This window comes from Streptomyces mirabilis (genome assembly GCF_018310535.1).
Taxonomy (GTDB): Bacteria; Actinomycetota; Actinomycetes; order Streptomycetales; family Streptomycetaceae; genus Streptomyces.
In genome coordinates, this window is the sequence record NZ_CP074102.1 from 8627108 (window position 1) to 8646309 (window position 19202).

Sequence of the window (19202 nt, forward strand, 5' to 3'; positions counted from 1 at the left end):
TCAGAGCCCCATCCGTCGCCGTGACGCGGCCGGGCGGACGTCGTCGAGCGACTCCACGACCCGGTCCACCATGCCGTACTCCTTGGCCTGTTCGGCCGTGAACCAGCGGTCGCGGTCGCCGTCCCGGGAGATCGTCTCCTCGCTCTGGCCGGTGTGCTCCGCGGTGATCCGCTCGATGGCCTTCTTCGTGAACTCCAGGTTCTGCGCCTGGATCTCGATGTCGGCGGTGGTGCCGCCGATGCCCGCCGACGGCTGGTGCATCATGATCCGTGCGTTGGGCAGCGCGTAACGCTTGCCCTGCGTGCCGACGCTGAGCAGGAACTGCCCCATGCTCGCGGCGAATCCCATGGCGAGGGTCGAGACGTCATTGGGGATCAGTCGCATGGTGTCGTAGATCGCGAGCCCCGCGGTCACCGATCCGCCCGGGCTGTTGATGTACAGGCTGATGTCGGTGCGCGGGTCCTCCGCCGACAGCACGAGCAACTGGGCGCAGACCCGGTTCGCGGACACCTCGTCGACCTGGGTGCCGAGCAGGACGATCCGCTGCGCGAGCAGCTGCGCGGCCAGATGGTCGTCGAAGCGGGTCGCGGGGGTGTCGCCCTCCTCGGCTCGCGGCGCGTGGGCCGGGTACCGGCCGGTGATGAGTGGAGTCATCGGTCCTCCTCGTGGTGGCGCGGCTGTCGTCGCCGCGATCTCCACTCTCGGACCGAAGGCCCTCCCGGATCAGCTTTCTCGGCCCGCAGCAGATTCGCCACGAGCAGAGGGGATACGGGGTTGCCGCCACCGACGCCACCGACGCCACCGACGGCCCCGGCGGGGGACCGGGGCCCAGGTGTCCGACCCGTGCTCAGGTGCCGGTGCGCAGGTCCCGGAAGAAGGACCGCACATCCTCGACCAGCAGCTCGGGCTCCTCCGCCGCGGCGAAGTGCCCGCCCCGGTCGAATTCCGTCCACCGCACGATGTGGTTCGTACGGTCCGCGATGTGCCGCAGCGGTACGAGGGGCTCGTGGGGGAAGACGGCCAGCGCGGTCGGCGCGGCCGAAGGCTCGGGCGGTGTGCCCCAGTAGTCCGCGTGCGCCCGCTCGTAGTAGATGCGGGCCGAGGACCCCGCCGTACCGGTCAGCCAGTACAGCATCACGTTGGTCAGCATCAGGTCCCGGTCGACGGCTTCCTCGGGGCGGTCCTTCGCAGCCGTCCACGCCTTGAACTTCTCGACGATCAAGGCGAGTTGACCGACGGGGGAGTCCGTCAGCGCGTAGGCCAGGGTCTGTGGCCGGGTGCCCTGGAGTTCGGCGTACCCGGCCTCCTCGCGGCGCCATTCCAGACCGCGCCGCCACGACAGCAGCGCGCGCTCGCGCTCCTCGGGGCTCAGCGCGGCCAGTTCCTCGGGAGTCGGCTCGGTGGCCGCTGACGATCCTGGCAGCAGGTTCAGATGGACACCGATGAGCCGCTCGGGGAACGCCCGGCCCAGCTCCCGGGAGATGGCCCCGCCCCAGTCGCCGCCCTGGGCGCCGAACCGCTCGTACCCGAGCCGTGTCATGAGCTCGGCGAAGGCGGCGGCCACCCGTTGGAACTCCCAGCCGGTGTCCCGGGTGGGCCCGGACAGCCCGAACCCGGGAATGCTCGGTACGACGAGATGGAACGCGTCGGCCGGATCGCCGCCGTGTGCGCGCGGGTCCGTCAACGGGCCGACGACGTCGGTGAATTCGACGATCGAGCCGGGCCAGCCGTGCGTGATGACCAGTGGGGTCGCGTCCGGCTCCGGGGAGCGGATGTGCGCGAAGTGGATCCGCGCGCCGTCGATCTCCGTCGTGAACTGCGGCCATGCGTTCAACCGCGCCTGCGCCGCCTGCCAGTCGTAGTCGTGCCGCCAGTACCGCACGAGTTCGCGCAGGTACTCCCGCGGGACGCCGTAGGCCCAGCCGACCCCCGGCAGTTCGTCGGGCCAGCGGGTGCGATCGAGACGTTGGTGCAGGTCGTCGAGGTCGCTCTGCGGGAAGTCGATACGGAACGGCTCGATGCGCGCGCTGTCCGAGGCGGAGGAAGGTGCGGAGGGATCAGCGGAAGAATCAGCGGAGGGAGTCATGTCCGCGCATGCTATAGCGCCCCTTGAGGGGGCTCGACGAACGACGCGATCGGCCGCCACCGCCCTTCTGCGAAAGGATCCCGCGCGACGCCGATGAGTTTTGGGACGACGATCGGTCGACAGAGGTGACGAAACTTTTCCCGCCGCAGGAGGTAGGTATGTCCGCCGACGGATTCACCACGTGTCTGTGGTTCGACGGTCAGGCCGAGGAGGCCGCGCACTACTACGTCTCGATCTTCAAGAACTCCCGGCTCGGCAGGATCGCCCGCTTCTCCGAGTCCGAGCACGGCACCGCCGGTTCCGTGATGGCCGTCGACTTCGTGGCCAACGGACAGAAGTTCGTCGCGCTGAACGGCGGCCCGCAGTTCACGTTCGACGAGGCCATCTCGTTCCAGATCCACTGCGACGACCAGGAAGAGGTGGACCACTACTGGAACAAGTTCGTCGAGGACGGCGGCGAGGCAGGCCCCTGCGGCTGGGTCAAGGACAAGTACGGCCTGTCCTGGCAGGTCGTCCCGAGCAGGCTCATCGAACTGATCAGCGACCAGGACACCGAGAAGGCGGCCCGGACGACCCAGGCGATGTACAAGATGTCCAAGCTGGACATCGCGGCCCTGGAGAAGGCGTACGCGGGCGAGTAGCGGACCGCCGGCACGACGGCCGGCCCGCGTCCTCGCCCCGGGCGGGGATCAGGCGAGCCGGCCGCTGTCCAGCGCCGTGTACGCACCACCCCGGCGCGGCGGCTCCTCGGGCGAGCCGAACTCCCGGAGGCCTCCGCGTGCGTGTCCAGCGCCTAGGTGGCCTGCGCTTCTCCCGCAGTAGCCGCAGGGTCACACCAGGTGCGCACGCCGGGCGCTCCGGCGGCACGCCCCGGATTCGTTGCCGGGGCTTCCACTCGCCCCTACTCAGCTGCTGGGTCTCTTTTCGCGACTCTCATATGCTGGGGGGATGAGAAGGACTTCGTTCGCGAACTGGCCCTGCTCCATCGCACGCACCATGGACTTGCTTGGAGACTGGTGGACTCCTCTAGTGCTGCGTGAGGCGTTCTACGGGATCAAGCGTTTTGACGAGTTCCAGCAGGAGCTCGGGATCGCGCGGAACACCCTGGCGGACCGGCTGCGTCGTCTGGTCGACGAGGGCCTCATGGAGAAGCGCTCCTACCAACAGGATCCGGTGCGCTACGACTATGTCCTCACCGAGATGGGGAGTGACTTCTTCGGCGTGCTGGCAGCCATGAACGGCTGGGGCAACCGGTGGCTGGCCGGCGAGCAGGGGGCTCCGGTCGTCTTTCACCACGACCGCTGCGGACACCAGGGCGAGCCGGAAGTCGTGTGCGGTGAGTGCAAGGAACCCATGACCGCGGCGGATACGCATCCGCGCATGGGACCCGGATACCCGCCGCACCTGGCGGAGCGTCCGGACATCCGGCACCGGTTCACGCCATGACTCGACGGCGCCTACCCCGCGGGTGAGACGCGGGCGCCAGAATGATCCGCATTCTCGTACAGGGCGTCGGCCGCCCGGGGCCCGCGCAGGTTTCTTCGCGGTCGATGTCGGGCCGGTCGACGGGAATGCCGGTGAGTGTCGGGCTGGATTCGGTCGGCCCGTAGCCCTGGAGCACGGTGGTGTTCAGTCGTTTGGCCGGCGACTGGGCCAGGGCGACCCCTTGCCGCGCGACGGAGACGCGGGGCTCGGCTCCTTCGGGAGCCCGAGCAGGAGTTCCCCGGCGATGCCGCGCTGGATCTGGGAGGCGCCGGCGTAGATGGTTCCGGCGCGGGCATTGAGGTAGACGCGCTCCACGACAGTTTGAAGGCGGCCGCGGAGGTGCCCGGCTCCTGCCCGCCGAGGAGGGCCTCGGCCGTGCGCTGCCCGTGGCAGCGCAGCTGTTCGACCTGGATGTGGCACCACTCGATGCGGGCGATCCTTGACACGCAAGTCTATCTACGAAACTCTCGAGGTCAGGGGCGCAACAGCAGGGAGGCTGAGCGGCAGATGGAGTGGACAGGCGCACGGTATGCGGATACACCGACGGTCGAGGTGGACACCTGGATCGACGCTCCCCCGGAGCGGGTGTGGGCACTGGTGTCAGATGTCGAGCTGATGCCCGGCATGAGTGCCGAGCTGCAGTCAGTGCGGTGGCAGGACGGGTGCTCAGGCCCAGCGCCGGGCGCCCGGTTCATCGGCCACAGCAAGCACGACGCCCTCGGCGAGTGGGAGACGACTTCGTACATCGTGGAGTACGAACCGCTCCGGGTGTTCGCCTGGGCCGTGGAGGACCCCGACCGGCCCACCGCGCTGTGGCGATTTTCCCTCCAGCCACGCAACGGCGGTACGCAGCTGAGTCAGTGGATGCGGATGGGACCCGGCCGCTCGGGGCTGTCGTTCGCGATCGACCGGATGCCGGAGAAGGAGCAGAAGATCGTCTTCGTGCGGATGCGCGAGTTCGAGACCGGCATCACCACGACCTTGGCGGCAATCAAACAGCGCGCCGAGGCGGGAACCACCGGAAGGACGGGTGCCTGATGCGCACGGCGACCACCATCGAAGCCTCTGGCGGCTCGTGGCAGGAGACGGTCGACTTCGTCACCGAGGCCGAGAAGCTCGGCATGGACATCTGCTGGGTGGCTGAGGCATGGGGCTCCGACGCCCCCTCGCCGCTTGGCTACCTCGCCGCCCGCACCCATCGCCTCCAGCTCGGCTCCGGCATCATCCAGCTCGCCACCCGCAGCCCCGTAGTGATCGCCCGCACCGCGATCACCCTTTCCCGGATCTCCCAGGGACGCTTCCTGCTCGGTCTCGGCCCTTCCGGGCCGCAGGTCATCGAGGGCCTGCACGGCGTTCCGTTCGCCCGCCCGCTGTCGCGGATGCGGGAGACAGTGGAGATCATCCGGCAGGCCACGACAGGCGAGAAGATCACCTACTCGGGGCGGGAGTTCCAGATCCCGCTGCCCGGTGGCGAGGGCAAGCCCATGCGCCTCTCCACGCGCGCCGAGCACGACATCCCCATCTACCTCGCCACGCTTTCCCCGAAGATGCTTCACCTCACCGGTGAAGTCGCGGACGGCTGGCTGGGCACGAGTTTCGTCCCCGAAGGGGCCAAGGAAGCCTACTTCGACCACCTCGACGCCGGCCTGGCGGCGGCCGGCCGCTCCCGCACCGAGTTGGACATCTGCCAGGGTGCGGAGGTCAACTTCGCCGAAGACGAGGAACATCTGCGCGCGCTCATCGCCCCCCGCAAGAAGGAACTCGCCTTCAGCCTCGGCGGGATGGGCTCCGGAAGCACCAACTTCTACAACGACGCCTACAGCCGTCAGGGCTGGGCCGATGTCGCGACGGCTGTGCGCGAACGCTGGCAGTCCGGCGACCGCGAGGGTGCCGCCGATCTGGTCACCGACGACATGGTGCTGGGTACCACCCTCATCGGTACCGAGCAGATGGTCCGCGACCGCTTGCGGATCTGGCGCGACGCCGGTGTGGACACCGTCCGCTTCTATCCGGCAGGGGACACCCTGGAAGCCCGCCTCACCACCCTGGGCCGCGCCATCGATCTCGTACGCGCCATCGACGACGAGGACAGGGCACGGCCGCGGCAGAAAGCCGGCGAGTAGCTCTCCCCGGTACTCGATCAAGACGTGCGCCGCGAGTTCGAGACCGACTTCTACGGACCGTTGCATGTCACGCGGGCGTTCGTGGCGTTATTACCTGCTCGAGTGGTGCACCGGGCGGGGCTGCGCCCGCGTGGGGCCGGTTCCCGGGCTCATGCCCGGGAACCGGCCCGTCTTCGTCGGCGCGTGCCGAGCTCCTACTGGCCGAAGCCGTAGGCGAACAGGTGGTCGGTGCCCGTCGAGCCCGTCACCGGCAGCGTGATCGACGCCACCTGCTTGGACGCGTCGAGCGGGACCTTCGTGGCGAAGACGTAGGTCTTCACGTTGTCCCGGCCTCCGCTCCCGGTGTTCCGGTAGGCCGTCGTGACGGCCGTCGTGTCACCCGCGAGCGGCTTGCTCGACCCGCCGTTCAGTGTCCAGTCCGAGAAGCCGACGGTCGACTGGGAGGTGGTGCCGTCGGTGTAGGTGACGGTCACCGTGCCCGAGACCCCGCTGCCGTCGGTCGGCGCGTTGGCCGCCGTGCCCAGCAGGCCCAGCGACGCACCCGACGTGCCGGCCGGCATCGGGATGGTCTGGCCGGCCATCTCCAGGTTGTCCAGCTGACCGGACGTCACCGTCGGCCAGGTGTAGGAGACGCCGTCGACCGTGACGGTGGACCCGCTCGTGACACCCGCCGCCGACAGCGCGTTCTGCGAGAACGCCCAACCGCCGCCGTCGAAGCCGCCCGAGTAGCCGGCGCCGTCGGGGTAGATGCCCTCGTTGGTGTCGTACGGCCACAGCGCTCCGGCCTTGGCCACCGCCACGCGGAGGGTGGCCCCGCTCACGGCCGTACCGGTGCTGTGGTCGGTCAGCGCGAAGGTGACCGGGAAGGTTCCCTCGTCCGCGCCCGCTGTCACGTGGACCTTCGCCTCGGCGCTGCCCGAGGCGGGCACCGCCACCGAGCCGGACGCCGTGTCCAGCGTGACGCCGGAGGGCGCCGTCGCCTTCCAGTCGACCGTGACGGCCTTGCTGCCGAGGTTGGTCAGGTCGAGCGTGCCGTCACCGGACGCGCCCGGCTGGAGCACCAGGCCGTCGCTGGAGGGGCCGGTCGCCGCCAGTACCCGGTCGCCGCCCGTGGTGTCCGACGGCGGTGCCGCCGACGGGTCGGACGCCCAGGACTTGTCGGGCTCGGTGCCGAGCGTGAAGTCGACCGTGCCCGCGCCCGCGAATTGCTGGTACGTCAGCCAGGAGGTGTTCCACTCCTTGCCCTTGACGTCGAGCGACTGCACGTAGGGCGCGTCGGGCGCGGCCTGCGGCGCGTTGATCTGCACCGACTTGCCGTTGCCGAAGGTCACCTTGGCCACCGGGAACGCCGGGCTGCCGAGCGCCAGGGTGTCCGTGCCCGGGGTCTCCGGGTACATGCCGAGCTCGGACCAGACGTTCCAGGAGCTCATCGCGCCGAGGTCGTCGTTGCCGAACGAGCCGACCGGAGCGTTGAAGTACAGGTTCTGCTGGGCCGTGCGAACGGCCGCCTGGGTCTTCCACGGCTGGCCCGTGTAGTCGTACTCCCAGGGGATCTCCACGCTGGGCTCGTTGCTCAGGTCGGCGTCGGTGTTGCCGGGGCGCGTGATGTTGTCGAGCAGGCTGTCCAGGAAGGACGAGTACGCCTTGGCACCGCCGCGTGCCTGGATGAGCTGCTGCAGGTTGAACGGGACCATCGGCGTGTACTGGGCCGAGGTGCCCTCGACGAAGCCGTTGGAGGTGCCGGGGGTGAAACCGGTCGCGAACTGGCCGTCCTTGTTCTTGCCCTGGATGTGGCCGGTCTGCGGGTTGAAGACGTTCATCCAGTCCTGGGCGCGAGTGGCGAACTTCTCGTACACGGCCGTCTGGCCCAGCGACTTCGCGAAGGCGGCGACGGCGTAGTCGGCGGAGTCGTACTCCAGCTGCGTGGAGACCGGGCCGTAGAAGTTGCAGCAGCCGTAGTCGTTCTCGTCCAGCGGGAGGTAGCCCTTCGTGTCCCGCACGGACTCGCCGGGGCGGTCGTTGTTCGGGGCGGTGGCCTCGTGCTGCAGGGCGGCGAGCGCCTTGTCGGTGTCGAAGCTCCGGGCGCCGAAGGCGTACGCGTCGGCGATGATGCCGGCGGCGGGGTCGCCGACCATCACATAGCTCTCGCCGTTGTTCGAGGCCCACTTGGGCAGCAGGCCCGTCTGGTCGTAGCCGTTGAGCATCGAGGTGACGACGTCGCTGGTGACCTTGGGCTCGACCATCGCCATCAGCTGGGTCTGGGAGCGGTAGGTGTCCCAGCCCGAGTAGTTGGCGTACTGGGCCTGCTGGCCCTTTGCCAGCTTGTGGACCTGGTTGTCCATGCCCATGTACTGGCCGTTGTCGTCCGAGAAGACGTTGGGGTGCAGCAGCGCGTGGTAGAGCGCGGTGTAGAACTGCACCTGCTGGTCCGAGGACCCGCCGCCGGTCCGGATCTTGTTCAGTACCGCGTTCCAGGCGTCGTGGTTCGCCTGCTCGACGGCGCCGACGTTCCAGTTCTTGATCTCGGTGGTGAGGTTGTCCGCGGCGTTGGCGTCATTCGTGTACGAGATGCCGACCTTCGCGCTCACCGTCGGGTTTGAGGAGGTGTCGAAGGTCAGGTACATGCCGTTCGCGCCTGTCGTGGGGGGCTCGACGGCAGCCTTGCTCGTGGTGGACGCCCCGGACCCCGCGGCGGCGCTGGGCGCCGGGGACGGCGTGCTCGAGGATGTGGTGCCGCTCCCGTGCACGGTCGGGGAGGGCGCCGCGGGAACGGTGAAGTGCTTCTCCTTGAGCGGTTTCGACGGGTGCGTCTGCAGGTTCTGCTGGGCCCTGCCCGCCTTCAGCGACATCGCGCTGGGGTTGATGGTGCTGCCGACCCAGGTGCCGCTCGCGGTGAACGGCCGATCGAACTTGATGTCGAAGTGCAGCGTGTACCTGTTGCTCGCGCCGCAGAAGTGACCGCTGTCGATCGAGCCGCTGATCTCTTTCTTGTTCACCACCTGGACGCGGGTTCCGTCCACCTGCGTGGCACCCCCACTGAGCTTGAACAGCAGGTTCGCCTGCTGGCCCGCGGGGAAGGTGAAGGTGCCCAGCCCCGCACGGGTGGTGTCGGTCAGCTGGGTCTTCACCCCGTTCGCGTCGGTGACTTTGTAGTACCCGATACCCGCCTGCTCGTCGTCGTGGCTGAAGCCGACGGACGTGTCGCCGAGCTTGCCCGTCAGCGCGCCGGTCACCGGCAGGACGGGCAGGTCGCCCGCGACGCCGCAGCCGGGGCCCGAGACATGGGTGAGGCTGAAGCCGGAGATCTTGTTGTCGTTGTACTCGTAGCCGCCGCCGGACGGGCGGTCGGGCGTCGTGTCGGGACCCCACTGCACCATGCCGGCGGGCATGTCGGGGCCGGGAAAGGTGTCCACCGCACCGGAGGTGCCGATGAGGGGGTTGACGAGGGACGCGGGGTCCGTCACCAGGGTCGGCGTCGCGGCGCTAGCGGCATGGGCGCCCCCGATCGCCGGGAGTGGGAGTACGGCGATGCCCAGGACGGACACCACCGCCAGGCGTTGGCGGAATCTCATTCGGTCATGTGGCGCCGTTGAACGTCGAGGTCTGACCATCGGTTGCCTCCGCAGCGGTTGGCGCTTCGTACATCGGTGCTGACATCCCCGGGGAACCGAAGACGCCAGCGGTGGGCAACGGCGTCGGTCGCTCCGACGGCCTGACAACGTTGCCATGCACGAGAGTTGAGTGAAACGCGAGTGCTTGCGGCATGTCAACGAGGCCAACAAGACTTTCTGAGCGCGAAGTTCACAGAGGGATGCTCCGAGTGCCGTGATCCCGAGGTCGGCCGGACCGGCCAGGAGCCGTGCCGAGCCTTGAGGGAGTTGCCGTCTCGGCGAAGGCTCCTTGCGCCCGCAGCCACGAGCACACACCACCAAAGACAGGGGCAAGGCGCGGTTGTTGGCGTTGCGACCCCGCTGCCCGTGCCCAGCGCCTTGCACCCGGGGAACATCGGTGTCGGGAGCGTGGCGTCGTGTGCCCGGACGATGCCGGCCACGATGGCCAGACCCCGACCCAGACCCAGACCCAGACCCAGACCCCGACCCAGACCCCGACCCCGACCCCGACCCAGACCGTGGCTATGGCCATAGCCACGGCCGTGGCCCTGCGGCCGGCCAGGACCCGGACCAGGCTTTCGCCCGCGGCCAGGCCGAGCGCCACGAGGCCTGGCGCACCCAGATCCGCGAACTGGCCGAACGAGGTGTAACCGAAGGAGAGTTCGGCTCCGGCGACCTGGACGGCCGCACGGTCCGCTGCCCCGCCCTCGCCGACGGTCTCGCCCCGCAACAGCTGCGGCAGGCACCCCCGCCGAGCACCGAGGGCGCGCGCCGCCACCTCAACCGTCTGCTCGAAACGGAACTCCGACGGCGGTCGTGAGACGGTCGCGGGGCCCCGCACAATGGTGCCCGGCATCGAACAGGAGGACCCCCGTATGTCCCGCAACCCCGAACGGAAATACCGCGTCGTCACGTCGTTCCAGCGGTGGATCGGCAATCCGCTCCTGAAGCGCCTGCCGATCCAGACCCTGCTGGAGACCACGGGACGCAAGTCGGGGCTGCCGCGCCGCACCCCGGTCGGCGGACGTCTGACGGGACGGGAGTTCTGGTTCGTCAGCGAGTACGGCGAGCGTTCGCAGTATGTGCGCAACATCCAGGCGGACCCGCGGGTCCGGGTCCGCGTCCGGGGCCGCTGGTACACCGGGACCGCCCATGTGATGCCCGAGGACGACGCCCGCGCGCGACTGAAGAGCCTGCCGCGGTTCAACAGCGTCGCGGTGCGGGCGATGGGCGCCGGTCTGACGACGGTGCGCGTCGATCTCACGGACTGATCCCCGGCGCGCGGGGAATTGCGAGCCCGGCATGGAATTCCCATTTGCCTTTTCCGGAAAAGTGTGGGCACGGGCTTTGCGTGCCTTTCCGTGCCCACACTTCGGGGCTGTTCGTCAAGTGCGAGATCGACAATATTCAAAGGGATTGAACGCGCCCGGAGCGGCGCCGAAAGAATGCTACGGTTGAGCCTCGTCCCGAGTCCGGATCGCGTGCCGTATCGGCACCCTGGCCTCGGATTGCACAGCGAGTGTTCCGTTTCATCAGACTCCGTTCACTCTTTCGTCTCCCCGATCACTGCACTGGCATTTCATGTCTGCGGCGTGGTCGGGGGCACTGTTTCCTGCGCACTCCCTGGAGTACTTGATTCATGTCTGCTGAGAGCGTGACCGCTGTTGCCCCCGCGGGGCCGGATACGTCCGGTTCCTCGTCCGGAGGCAGGCATCTCGGCCTGGCTCTTTTCGTGATCGCCGCGGCCCAGTTGATGGTCGTCCTGGACGCCACGATCACGAATATCGCCCTGCCCGCCATCCAGACCGACCTGGGCGTCTCCGACGCGAACCTCGCCTGGGTCGTCAACTCCTACGCGCTGGCCTTCGGAGGCCTGCTCATGCTCGGCGGGAGGGCGGGTGACCTCTTCGGTCGGCGGAAGATGTTCCAGGTCGGCATAGCCGTCTTCACCCTCGCCTCCCTGCTGGGCGGACTGGCCCCGAACGAGAGCCTGTTGATCGGCGCGCGCGTCCTGCAGGGCGTCGGTGCCGCACTCGCCGCGCCCAGCGCCCTGGCCCTGATCACCACCACCTTCCCGGTCGGCAAGTCGCGCAACACCGCGATGGGCGTGTACGCGGCGATGGGCGGCGTCGGCGCCACCGTCGGCCTGCTGCTCGGCGGCACGCTCACCGATGTTCTCGACTGGCGCTGGGTGTTCTTCGTCAACATCCCCATCGGCCTGGCCGTTCTGGCGGGCACCCGCACCCTGGTCGAGGCGGAGCGCCACCCCGGCCGCCTCGACGTCCCCGGCGCGATCACCGGCACCGGCGGCCTGATCGCCCTGGTCCACGGCATCACCCGGGGCGGCGAGGACGGCTGGACGGGCGGCCTCACCCTCGTCTCCTTCGCCGCCGCGGCCGTACTCCTGGCCGCCTTCCTGTTCCTCCAGGCCCGCACCGCCGACCCGATGATGCCGCTGCGCCTCTTCAAGGACCGCACCCGGTCGGGCAGTTACGCCACCATGCTGTTCATCGGCGCGGGCATGTTCGCCACCTTCTACTTCCTGACCCTCTACATGCAGCTGATCCTCGGCTACAGCCCCGTCAGGACCGGCTTCGCCTACCTGCCGTTCAGCTTCGGCATGGCGATGGCAGCGGGCGTCAGCTCCAAGCTGGTCGTGCACCTCGCGCCGCGCCTGATCGCCGGTCCCGGCCTGCTCGTCGCGGCCGTGGGCATGAGCTGGTTCGCCACCCTGGAGCCGGACTCCTCCTACACCGCGCATCTGATGCCGGCGATGTTCGTGACCGCCCTGGGCCTGGGCATGAGCTTCGTCCCGATGACACTCGGAGCGGTCAGCGGCGTCTCCCACCAGGACACCGGCGTCGCCTCCGCACTGCTCAACACCGCCCAGCAGATCGGCGGCGCGCTCGGCCTCGCCATCCTGTCGACGATCTCCACCTCCGCGGCCGACGACAAGCTGCCCGAGGCGGCCGGCTCCCTCTACCGGGGCCTGGCCCCCAAGGACTTCGACCTGGTGGCCAAGGCGGGGGACGCACTGACCCACGGCTACACGGTGGCCTTCCTCGCCGCCGCGGTCATGTTCCTGGCCGGTCTGCTCGTCACCGCGTTCGCCATCAACGCGGGCAAGCAGCAGCACACCGAAGGCGCCGCCCCGGTCCACATGGGCTGACGCCCACCCCGGCATCACCACGACGGACGCACAGGGAAAGCCGTGCCCGCCCCGCGGCCACGCGCCGCGGGGCGGGCACGGTCCTCCCGCCGCTGGAGCGCACCATGACGAACCCATACGCTCAAACGGACCCCCACAACCCCGAACCCTCCCCGACCATCCCCGCCCTGACCCGCGCCTTCGCCCTGCTCGGCAAACGCTGGAACGGCCTGGTCCTCGCCGCACTCGCCACGGGCCCCGCCGGATTCGGCGAGGTGCGCGAGCGTGTGCCCGGCATCAGCGACCGCATGCTCGCCGACCGCCTCCACGAACTGGCCGTCGCCGGACTCCTCACCCGAACCGTCCACCACGGCCCACCGCTGCGCTCCTCCTACGCCCTCACCCCGCACGGCAACGCGTTCCTCATCCCGCTCGCCGCCCTGGCGGTCTGGGCCGAGGAACACCTGCCGCCGCACCCCGACCGACCCCGCCACAAGACCCTGGCGGGGCAGCCCTGAGGACCGTCAGCCGACGCGGTCCGCTATCACCCGGGTGATCTCGCGCGTGATCCGCACGATGCCGGGGGAGCGGGCCGCGCAGGGCTTCGGCGTGGACGTGGTCGGCGCCAGGCAGAAGTGCAGATTGTCGTCGTCGCGGTGGAGGGCGGTGCGGTCGCGGCCCGGCTCGGTGCAGTACGCCGGATGGTCGTGCTCGTACGCGGTGCACGGCAGGTACTGCGCCCACGTGTACCGGGCCGTCGCCGGGCTCACCGTCCTCCCGGCGTCGGCGAGCAGGTCGTGGGAGGCCGCGGCCTGTGCCTTGTAGAGCGCGTTCACGCTCCGGATCCGCTCGGGGGTGATCGGGTCCGGCCCCTGCGACACCCAGACGATCCGGGGCCGCCGCGCGCCGCCCGCGTCCGCGATCTGTTCGGTCAGCCGCTTCATGTCCGCCTCGTACCGCTTGAAGTACGTGGCCGGTTCCTTGTCGTACGTGATGCCGTCCATGCAGGGCGTGTAGCCCCAGGAGTTGCCCCAGAACTGGAGCACCACGAAGTCCGGCCGCAGCGAGCGCACCAGCGCGGCGGCCTTGTCCGCGGGCGGTACGAGGGATCGCTCCCCGGTCCCCTCCAGGTAGTCGCAGAGGGTGGTGCCGGAGTAGGGGGCGCTCGTGTAACGGGCGTTCACCTCCTCCCGGAGCGACTGCCCGAGCACCTTCTGGCTCTCCATGGCGAGCGAGTCCCCGAGGTAGAGAACGGTGGGCGCCTTCGCCGCCGCGTCAACTGTCGTGCGAGTCGTGGGAACCGTGGGTGAGGCGGCGGGGCGCTGGCGGGTGGTCGTGGCCGGTGACGGAGCGGCCGTGGGCAACGCGGGATCCGGCGGCGACTGCTCCGGCCCCGACGCGGGGTCCCCGCACGCGGCGAGCAGCAGCCCGGCCAACAGCAGCCCCGCGATCCACGGCCTCCGCATGAAGCAACTCCCGCCCCGCCCGCCGAAAGGGGTCCCCAGGCAAGCACAGCGGGGCACAAGGGGGAAGACCTACGTCGGTCACGGCGTCGTCGGGCGTCAGGCCGGGGGACGGTGGCGGATGCGGGCTGCCAGCAGCGCCACGTCGTCCTCCGCGTGCCGGGCGTCGAGCCCTACGAGGACCCTGTCGAGGGCCGCGTCGACACCGATCCCGGGAGGCAGCCGCAGCCCGGCCAGCCGGGCGAGCGAGGCGTCGATGTCCTCGCCGCGCCGCTCCACCAGACCGTCGGTGAACATCACCAGGGTGTCCTCGGGAGCGAGCGCGCGCGTGACCGCCTCGTAGCCGCCCACGCCGGTGCCCAGCGGCGGACCGACCGTCAGCTGCAGCAGTTCCCCGGTGCCGTCCCCGGCGAACACGACCGGCGGCAGATGCCCGGCGCTGGCCAGCGTGGCCGTGCCCCGGGCCGGGTCGACCTGGACGAGCAGACAGGTCGCCGGACGCCGGGCGCCGTCCTCGGCGACGGCCGCGTCCAGGCGGCGCAGTACCCGGTGCGGCGGCAGATCCGTGGAGGCGACGTAGCGCAGCATCGAGCGGTACGCGTTCATGTCCACCGCGGCGTCCAGCCCGTGCCCCATGACGTCGCCCACCACCAGCAGGGTGCGCCCGAAGTGCAGCCGTACGGTCTCGAACCAGTCCCCGCCCACCAGGACGCTGCTGCCGGACGGCAGATAGCGGGTGGCGAGGTCGAGGTTGGGATGCGGGCGGCCCGGTTCGGACAGCAGCGCCCGCTGCAGGGACAGCACGGTATCGCGCACGGCGTCGTGCTGCCGTGAGTGACCGAGGTGGACGGCCGCGAGCCGTGCCGCGTAGTGCGTGACGGCGGTGCCCCGGTCGCTGAAGGCCTGCCCCTGTCGGACGGCCAGCAGCACTCCGTACAGGTGGCCGTGTGCCAGCAGCGGCACCGTCATGACCTCCCGGGGGACCGTGCCGGACAGGTCGAGCGACGCCGTGATCGGAAGCCCCTCGTCGAGAGCCTGGACGGACAGCGGGCGGGCGCCGTGCGCGGTCCAAGGGGTGAGCAGCTCGGAACGGCCACCCGTGGCGACACGGGTCAGGTTCGGCTCGTGCGAGTGCTCCGCGGCCGGGACGTCGGTGGGCAGCAGATCCACCGCGGCGGCGTCGCAGACCTCCCGGCACACGAACTCCGCGAGCTCCTCGCAGGTGGTCCGCTCGTCCAGGGTGGTGCCGATCGCCTCGACGGCGTCCTCCATCGCGGCGAACGACGCCCCCGCCCCCGTAGCGCCCTCACCGCCTCGGCCCGCCATGCCACCTCCACCGCCGCACACACGTCTGAGGTCCATCCACGCACGCGCGTCGCGGGCGCGCATGCTCACATGCGCGGCGGAAAGTCGTTCACCAGCACGGCCGCCCCGTCGAAACGGCCGGCCTTGAGGTCCCGCAGGGCCCGCTGTGCCTCGGACAGCGGGTAGGCGTGCGTCGTGGCGCGTACGCCGTGGCGGGCCGCCAGGGCCAGGAAGTCCCGCCCGTCCCGGCGGGTGTTGGAGGTGACGCTGCGCAGCTCCTTCTCGTAGAACAGGTCGCTCTCGTAGCGCAGTGGCGGGGTGTCGCTCAGATGGATCCCGGCGACCGACAGGATCCCGCCCCGGTCGAGGGCCCGCAACGCGACCGGGACCAGATCGCCGACCGGCGCGAACAGGATCGCGCTGTCCAGCGGCTCGGGCGGCTCGTCGTACGCGCCCCGGGCGGACGCGGCCCCGAGTTCCAGCGCGAGCCGCCGCGCGGCCGGGTCACGCGTCAGTACGTGCACGGTGGCGCCCTGCGCCAGGGCCAGCTGCGCGCACAGATGGGCGCTGCCGCCGAACCCGTACAGGCCGAGCCGTCCGCCGGGCGGCAGCGCGGCCCGCAGCAGCGCGCGGTAGCCGATGATGCCCGCGCACAGCAGCGGCGCCAGCGCGACGTCGTCCACCTCGCTGGGCAGTCGGTAGGCGAAGGCCGCCGGGACGGTCGTGTACTCCGCGTAGCCGCCGTCGGCGTCCCAGCCCGTGTACTGCGAGGCCGGGCAGAGGTTCTCGGACCCGCGCGCGCAGTACCCGCACGTGCCGTCCGTACGGCGCAGCCAGGCGACGCCCACCCGGTCGCCGACCTCGTGGTCGAGCACGTCCTCGCCCGTCGCCGCGACCTCGCCGACGACCTCGTGGCCGGGCGTCACCCGGGGCCGGCGCACCGGCAGGTCTCCCTCGCTGACGTGCAGGTCGGTGCGGCACACCCCGCACGCGCGCACATGGACGAGAAGCTCGTCGGCCCCCGGCACCGGGATCGGCCGCTCGACGAAACGCAGCGGCTCCCCCTCGATCGGCCCGGGCCGATCGACTTCCCACGCGTGCATCATCCCGTGTCCCCGTTCCGTCGACGACCACCCGAGGCCACTCTCCAGTGTCGTCCAGGGCACTCCGCTCGGCGCGCGGCCAGGACGGAGGCTGGCTAGCGTGAAACAGGAATGAATCGTGACGAAACGGGAAGAGTGGGATGCCATGGCCGTGCAGCCCGAGGGAACGCCCTGTTGGGCGGACGCGATGTTCAGCGATGTCGAGGGAGCGAAGAGTTTCTACGGTGAGGTGCTCGGCTGGACGTTCGGCGAGTCGTCCTCGGAGTACGGCAACTACACCCAGGCCTACGCGAACGGCAAGGCGGTGGCGGCCGTCGTCCCGCCGATGCCCGGCCAGGAGGGCCAGTCCGCCTGGTGTCTGTATCTCGCGTCGCCCGACGCCGACGCCACCGCCCGGAAGATCCGGACCGACGGCGGCGAGGTGCTGATGGAGCCGATGCAGGTGGGCGACTTCGGCACGATGGTGATCGCCCGGGACCCGAGCGGGGTCGTCTTCGGCGTCTGGCAGGCGGGCCGGCACGAGGGCTTCGAGGCCCGGGGTGTGCCCGGCGCGTACTGCTGGGCCGAGGTCTTCACCCGTGAGCCCGAGAAGTCGGACACCTTCTTCTCGGCCGTCTTCGGGTACCGCATGAAGCAGCTGGACGACGACGCCGTCGACTTCAGGCTGTACGACCTCGGCGAGGATCCGGTCCTCGGCCGGATGCGGATGACGGACGACTTCCCGCCCGAGGTCCCGCCGTACTTCAACGTGTACTTCACCGTCGAGGACTGCGACGCCGCGGTCGCGAAGGCCACCGAACGGGGCGCGATTCTGCGCTTCGGGCCGATGAGCAGCCCGTTCGGCCGGTTCGCCGCGCTGAGCGACCCGCAGGGCGCGGCCTTCTCCGTGATCGACGTCAAGACGACCGAGGGCGCGATGCCCAAGGCGACCGACGTGTCCTGAACGGACCGCGGAACCCCCGCGGACCGGCCGCCCCGGGGAATGGCGGAATTCCTCCGGGGCGAGCCGGGGCCTTTTGTCTCCGGGGCAACCATGCGCATGCGGTACTCGTCCCCTCTTGTGGTTGCGGCACGTTCGAGCGGCCGAACCCCCCACAAGGATTGCGAGCGAAAGAGACCCCATGCTCCGCATTCACTTCACTTCGGACGATCTGCAGAACATTCGAGTGGCCCGGCAGCCTGATCCCCTGTGGGAACTGATGTGCAGTGTCTGCCGTCTGGAAACCGGCCAGGGACCGCTGGAATTCGGACATTGGCGCCGCTCGGCGCGGCAACGATTCTCCGGCGACTCGAACCTGGGCCGCGCACTGCGCCCGCTGCGTGCCCTGATTCCCGCCACCGGCTACATTCCGGACTTCCTCACCCCGCCGGTCACCGGCGGCGGTCTTTCCGCCGGGCTCGACCAAGTGCTGCGCACGCCGCGTGTGCAACTGGTCCGCGAACTGACGCGGCTGGCCGAGTCGCGCCCGGTCCCGAACTGGACCGTCTCGCTGGGCAGACCGGGCAGCGACGCGCTCAAGGTGCTGGCGAACTCCCTGGGGATCTACTTCCGCGGTCTGCTGGAACCGCACTGGCCGCACATCCGCACGGCGGTGGGCAACGATGTCGGGGTACGCTCCCGAGCCCTCCTCGACGGCGGTACCCAGGCACTGCTGGAGAGCCTGCGCCCGGTCGCGCGCTGGAGTGCCCCGGTGCTCGAAGTGGACTATCCCGTCCAGCGCGACCTGTATCTGGAGGGCCGAGGACTTCTCCTGGTGCCGTCCTACTTCTGCTGGCGCAGACCGACCGCGCTGGCGGACCCCGGTCTGGATCCCGTGCTCGTCTACCCGGTGGCGAAGACTCCGCTCGCCGTCGCGGACGGTACGGACGACGGGGTCGAGCGCCTGCTCGGCCGCACCAGGGCCGCCGTACTGACCGAGGTCGCCGGACAGAGCGCCCGCACCACCTCCGAGGTGGCCGAGGCCGTGGGGATCGCGCTGCCCAGCGCCAGCTACCAGATCGGCGTGCTGCGCGACGGGGGACTGGTCGCCAGCCACCGTGACGGCAAGTACGTCCTGCACACGGCGACGCTGCTGGGTCTGCGGCTGCTCGGCACCAGCCCCCGGATGCGGGAGAGCGTGCTCCGGCCCGTGCGGGGAGCCGCCGCCGGACCGTGGCATGATCGGGGGCATGCTTGAACGTGTGGTGGCCGCCTGTGACGGGGCTTCGAAGGGAAACCCGGGACCGGCCGGATGGGCGTGGGTCGTGGCCGACGGCACGGAGACGCCGACCCGCTGGGAGGCGGGAGCGCTGGGCACGGCGACGAACAACGTCGCCGAGCTCACCGCGCTGGAGCGCCTGTTGACGGCGATCGCGCCGGACGTCCCGCTGGAGATCCGGATGGACTCCCAGTACGCGATGAAGGCTGTCACGACCTGGCTGCCCGGCTGGAAGCGCAAGGGCTGGAAGACGGCCTCCGGAAAGCCGGTCGCCAACCAGGAACTGGTCGCGCGCATCGACGAGCTCCTCGACGGCCGCACCGTGGAGTTCCGCTACGTCCCCGCCCACCAGGTCGACGGCGACCGGCTGAACGACTTCGCCGATCGTGCCGCGAGCCAGGCCGCCATCGCCCAGCAGCCCGCCGGCAGCGACCTCGGCTCCCCGGAGCCCCCGCCGTCCCCCGACACCCCGGCCCCCTCCGGCGCCGGCCGCCGCCGCACCCCGGCCGCCGCCTCCGCCAAGACGCCCCGGCAGGGCACGTCGGCCCGTACGATCAAGGCCAAGTTCCCGGGCCGCTGCCTCTGCGGCCGCTCGTACGCGGCGGGCGAGCCCATCGCCAAGAACGGCCAGGGCTGGGGGCACCCCGAGTGCCGTACGGCCGAGCCCAGCAACGCCTAGT

17 protein-coding genes and 1 pseudogene are annotated in these 19202 nt (G+C 70.3%); 12 read left to right on the top strand and 6 right to left on the bottom strand.

Features of this window, described 5'->3' with window-relative positions:
- Together SMIR_RS38305 and SMIR_RS38310 are read right to left on the bottom strand one after the other, a co-directional pair.
- Window positions 1-654 carry an ATP-dependent Clp protease proteolytic subunit gene (locus SMIR_RS38305; RefSeq protein ID WP_168488842.1) on the bottom strand — a complete coding sequence of 218 codons (654 nt, stop codon included), beginning with the start codon at window positions 652-654 and terminating at the stop codon, window positions 1-3.
- A gap of 193 nt (window positions 655-847) precedes the next feature.
- Window positions 848-2086, bottom strand: coding sequence for an epoxide hydrolase family protein (locus tag SMIR_RS38310; protein ID WP_212728067.1), 1239 nt, complete (start codon window positions 2084-2086; stop codon window positions 848-850).
- Between the two features lie 158 nt (window positions 2087-2244).
- Between SMIR_RS38310 and SMIR_RS38315 the strand changes: the two genes are divergently transcribed.
- The 5 genes and pseudogenes from SMIR_RS38315 to SMIR_RS44690 all read left to right on the top strand — a co-directional run.
- The gene (locus tag SMIR_RS38315) at window positions 2245-2727 is read left to right on the top strand and encodes a VOC family protein (protein ID WP_168488838.1); all 483 of its coding nucleotides are present in this window, start codon (window positions 2245-2247) and stop codon (window positions 2725-2727) included.
- A gap of 355 nt (window positions 2728-3082) precedes the next feature.
- Window positions 3083-3532, top strand: a complete 450-nt coding sequence (locus tag SMIR_RS38320) for a winged helix-turn-helix transcriptional regulator (RefSeq protein ID WP_248002780.1) — start codon at window positions 3083-3085, stop codon at window positions 3530-3532.
- Window positions 3533-4078: 546 nt separating this feature from the next.
- The gene (locus tag SMIR_RS38325; RefSeq protein ID WP_168488832.1) at window positions 4079-4609 is read left to right on the top strand and encodes an SRPBCC family protein; all 531 of its coding nucleotides are present in this window, start codon (window positions 4079-4081) and stop codon (window positions 4607-4609) included.
- Window positions 4609-5694, top strand: coding sequence for an LLM class flavin-dependent oxidoreductase (locus SMIR_RS38330; protein WP_168488829.1), 1086 nt, complete (start codon window positions 4609-4611; stop codon window positions 5692-5694). The genes SMIR_RS38325 and SMIR_RS38330 overlap by 1 nt, the downstream gene beginning before the upstream one ends.
- Window positions 5695-5697: 3 nt before the next feature.
- Window positions 5698-5787 (top strand): annotated as a pseudogene (locus tag SMIR_RS44690) (short-chain dehydrogenase); the annotation flags it as partial.
- A 101-nt stretch (window positions 5788-5888) separates the two neighbouring features.
- Here SMIR_RS44690 and SMIR_RS38335 read toward each other — a convergent pair.
- On the bottom strand, window positions 5889-9266 hold the full coding sequence (locus SMIR_RS38335; protein WP_249938553.1) for a lectin: 3378 nt from the start codon (window positions 9264-9266) through the stop codon (window positions 5889-5891).
- 457 nt (window positions 9267-9723) lie between these two features.
- Between SMIR_RS38335 and SMIR_RS38340 the strand changes: the two genes are divergently transcribed.
- From SMIR_RS38340 to SMIR_RS38355, 4 genes are all read left to right on the top strand, one after another.
- Window positions 9724-10125 carry a TetR family transcriptional regulator C-terminal domain-containing protein gene (locus SMIR_RS38340; RefSeq protein WP_249938554.1) on the top strand — a complete coding sequence of 134 codons (402 nt, stop codon included), beginning with the start codon at window positions 9724-9726 and terminating at the stop codon, window positions 10123-10125.
- A 55-nt stretch (window positions 10126-10180) separates the two neighbouring features.
- Window positions 10181-10576: a nitroreductase/quinone reductase family protein gene (locus tag SMIR_RS38345; protein ID WP_168488823.1), complete on the top strand. Its 396-nt coding sequence runs from the start codon at window positions 10181-10183 to the stop codon at window positions 10574-10576.
- 383 nt (window positions 10577-10959) lie between these two features.
- On the top strand, window positions 10960-12474 hold the full coding sequence (locus SMIR_RS38350) for an MFS transporter (protein ID WP_249938555.1): 1515 nt from the start codon (window positions 10960-10962) through the stop codon (window positions 12472-12474).
- A gap of 104 nt (window positions 12475-12578) precedes the next feature.
- The gene (locus SMIR_RS38355; RefSeq protein WP_212728071.1) at window positions 12579-12971 is read left to right on the top strand and encodes a winged helix-turn-helix transcriptional regulator; all 393 of its coding nucleotides are present in this window, start codon (window positions 12579-12581) and stop codon (window positions 12969-12971) included.
- A gap of 6 nt (window positions 12972-12977) precedes the next feature.
- Here SMIR_RS38355 and SMIR_RS38360 read toward each other — a convergent pair whose 3' ends face one another.
- From SMIR_RS38360 to SMIR_RS38370, 3 genes are all read right to left on the bottom strand, one after another.
- Window positions 12978-13919 (bottom strand): SGNH/GDSL hydrolase family protein, encoded by a 942-nt coding sequence (locus SMIR_RS38360; RefSeq protein WP_212728072.1) that lies wholly within the window; start codon window positions 13917-13919, stop codon window positions 12978-12980.
- Between the two features lie 96 nt (window positions 13920-14015).
- Complete coding sequence (locus tag SMIR_RS38365; RefSeq protein ID WP_248002777.1) at window positions 14016-15242, bottom strand: PP2C family protein-serine/threonine phosphatase; 1227 nt, start codon at window positions 15240-15242, stop codon at window positions 14016-14018.
- A 65-nt stretch (window positions 15243-15307) separates the two neighbouring features.
- Window positions 15308-16324: a zinc-binding alcohol dehydrogenase family protein gene (locus SMIR_RS38370; RefSeq protein WP_168500815.1), complete on the bottom strand. Its 1017-nt coding sequence runs from the start codon at window positions 16322-16324 to the stop codon at window positions 15308-15310.
- A gap of 145 nt (window positions 16325-16469) precedes the next feature.
- Between SMIR_RS38370 and SMIR_RS38375 the strand changes: the two genes are divergently transcribed.
- From SMIR_RS38375 to SMIR_RS38385, 3 genes are all read left to right on the top strand, one after another.
- Complete coding sequence (locus SMIR_RS38375) at window positions 16470-17267, top strand: VOC family protein (RefSeq protein ID WP_212728483.1); 798 nt, start codon at window positions 16470-16472, stop codon at window positions 17265-17267.
- A gap of 178 nt (window positions 17268-17445) precedes the next feature.
- The gene (locus SMIR_RS38380) at window positions 17446-18501 is read left to right on the top strand and encodes an ArsR/SmtB family transcription factor (protein ID WP_212728073.1); all 1056 of its coding nucleotides are present in this window, start codon (window positions 17446-17448) and stop codon (window positions 18499-18501) included.
- Window positions 18482-19201, top strand: coding sequence for a ribonuclease H family protein (locus SMIR_RS38385; protein WP_212728074.1), 720 nt, complete (start codon window positions 18482-18484; stop codon window positions 19199-19201). Before SMIR_RS38380 ends, SMIR_RS38385 begins: the two co-directional genes overlap by 20 nt.
- Window position 19202: the final 1 nt, after the last annotated feature.

Bases quoted from the DNA above. Each gene is read 5' to 3' on its own strand.
- SMIR_RS38305 (WP_168488842.1), bottom strand. From the start codon at position 654: ATGACTCCACTCATCACCGGCCGGTACCCGGCCCACGCGCCGCGAGCC.
- SMIR_RS38310 (WP_212728067.1), bottom strand. From the start codon at position 2,086: ATGACTCCCTCCGCTGATTCTTCCGCTGATCCCTCCGCACCTTCCTCC.
- SMIR_RS38315 (WP_168488838.1), top strand. From the start codon at position 2,245: ATGTCCGCCGACGGATTCACCACGTGTCTGTGGTTCGACGGTCAGGCC.
- SMIR_RS38320 (WP_248002780.1), top strand. From the start codon at position 3,083: ATGGACTTGCTTGGAGACTGGTGGACTCCTCTAGTGCTGCGTGAGGCG.
- SMIR_RS38325 (WP_168488832.1), top strand. From the start codon at position 4,079: ATGGAGTGGACAGGCGCACGGTATGCGGATACACCGACGGTCGAGGTG.
- SMIR_RS38330 (WP_168488829.1), top strand. From the start codon at position 4,609: ATGCGCACGGCGACCACCATCGAAGCCTCTGGCGGCTCGTGGCAGGAG.
- SMIR_RS38335 (WP_249938553.1), bottom strand. From the start codon at position 9,266: ATGAGATTCCGCCAACGCCTGGCGGTGGTGTCCGTCCTGGGCATCGCC.
- SMIR_RS38345 (WP_168488823.1), top strand. From the start codon at position 10,181: ATGTCCCGCAACCCCGAACGGAAATACCGCGTCGTCACGTCGTTCCAG.
- SMIR_RS38355 (WP_212728071.1), top strand. From the start codon at position 12,579: ATGACGAACCCATACGCTCAAACGGACCCCCACAACCCCGAACCCTCC.
- SMIR_RS38360 (WP_212728072.1), bottom strand. From the start codon at position 13,919: ATGCGGAGGCCGTGGATCGCGGGGCTGCTGTTGGCCGGGCTGCTGCTC.
- SMIR_RS38365 (WP_248002777.1), bottom strand. From the start codon at position 15,242: ATGGCGGGCCGAGGCGGTGAGGGCGCTACGGGGGCGGGGGCGTCGTTC.
- SMIR_RS38370 (WP_168500815.1), bottom strand. From the start codon at position 16,324: ATGCACGCGTGGGAAGTCGATCGGCCCGGGCCGATCGAGGGGGAGCCG.
- SMIR_RS38375 (WP_212728483.1), top strand. From the start codon at position 16,470: ATGGCCGTGCAGCCCGAGGGAACGCCCTGTTGGGCGGACGCGATGTTC.
- SMIR_RS38380 (WP_212728073.1), top strand. From the start codon at position 17,446: ATGCTCCGCATTCACTTCACTTCGGACGATCTGCAGAACATTCGAGTG.
- SMIR_RS38385 (WP_212728074.1), top strand. From the start codon at position 18,482: ATGATCGGGGGCATGCTTGAACGTGTGGTGGCCGCCTGTGACGGGGCT.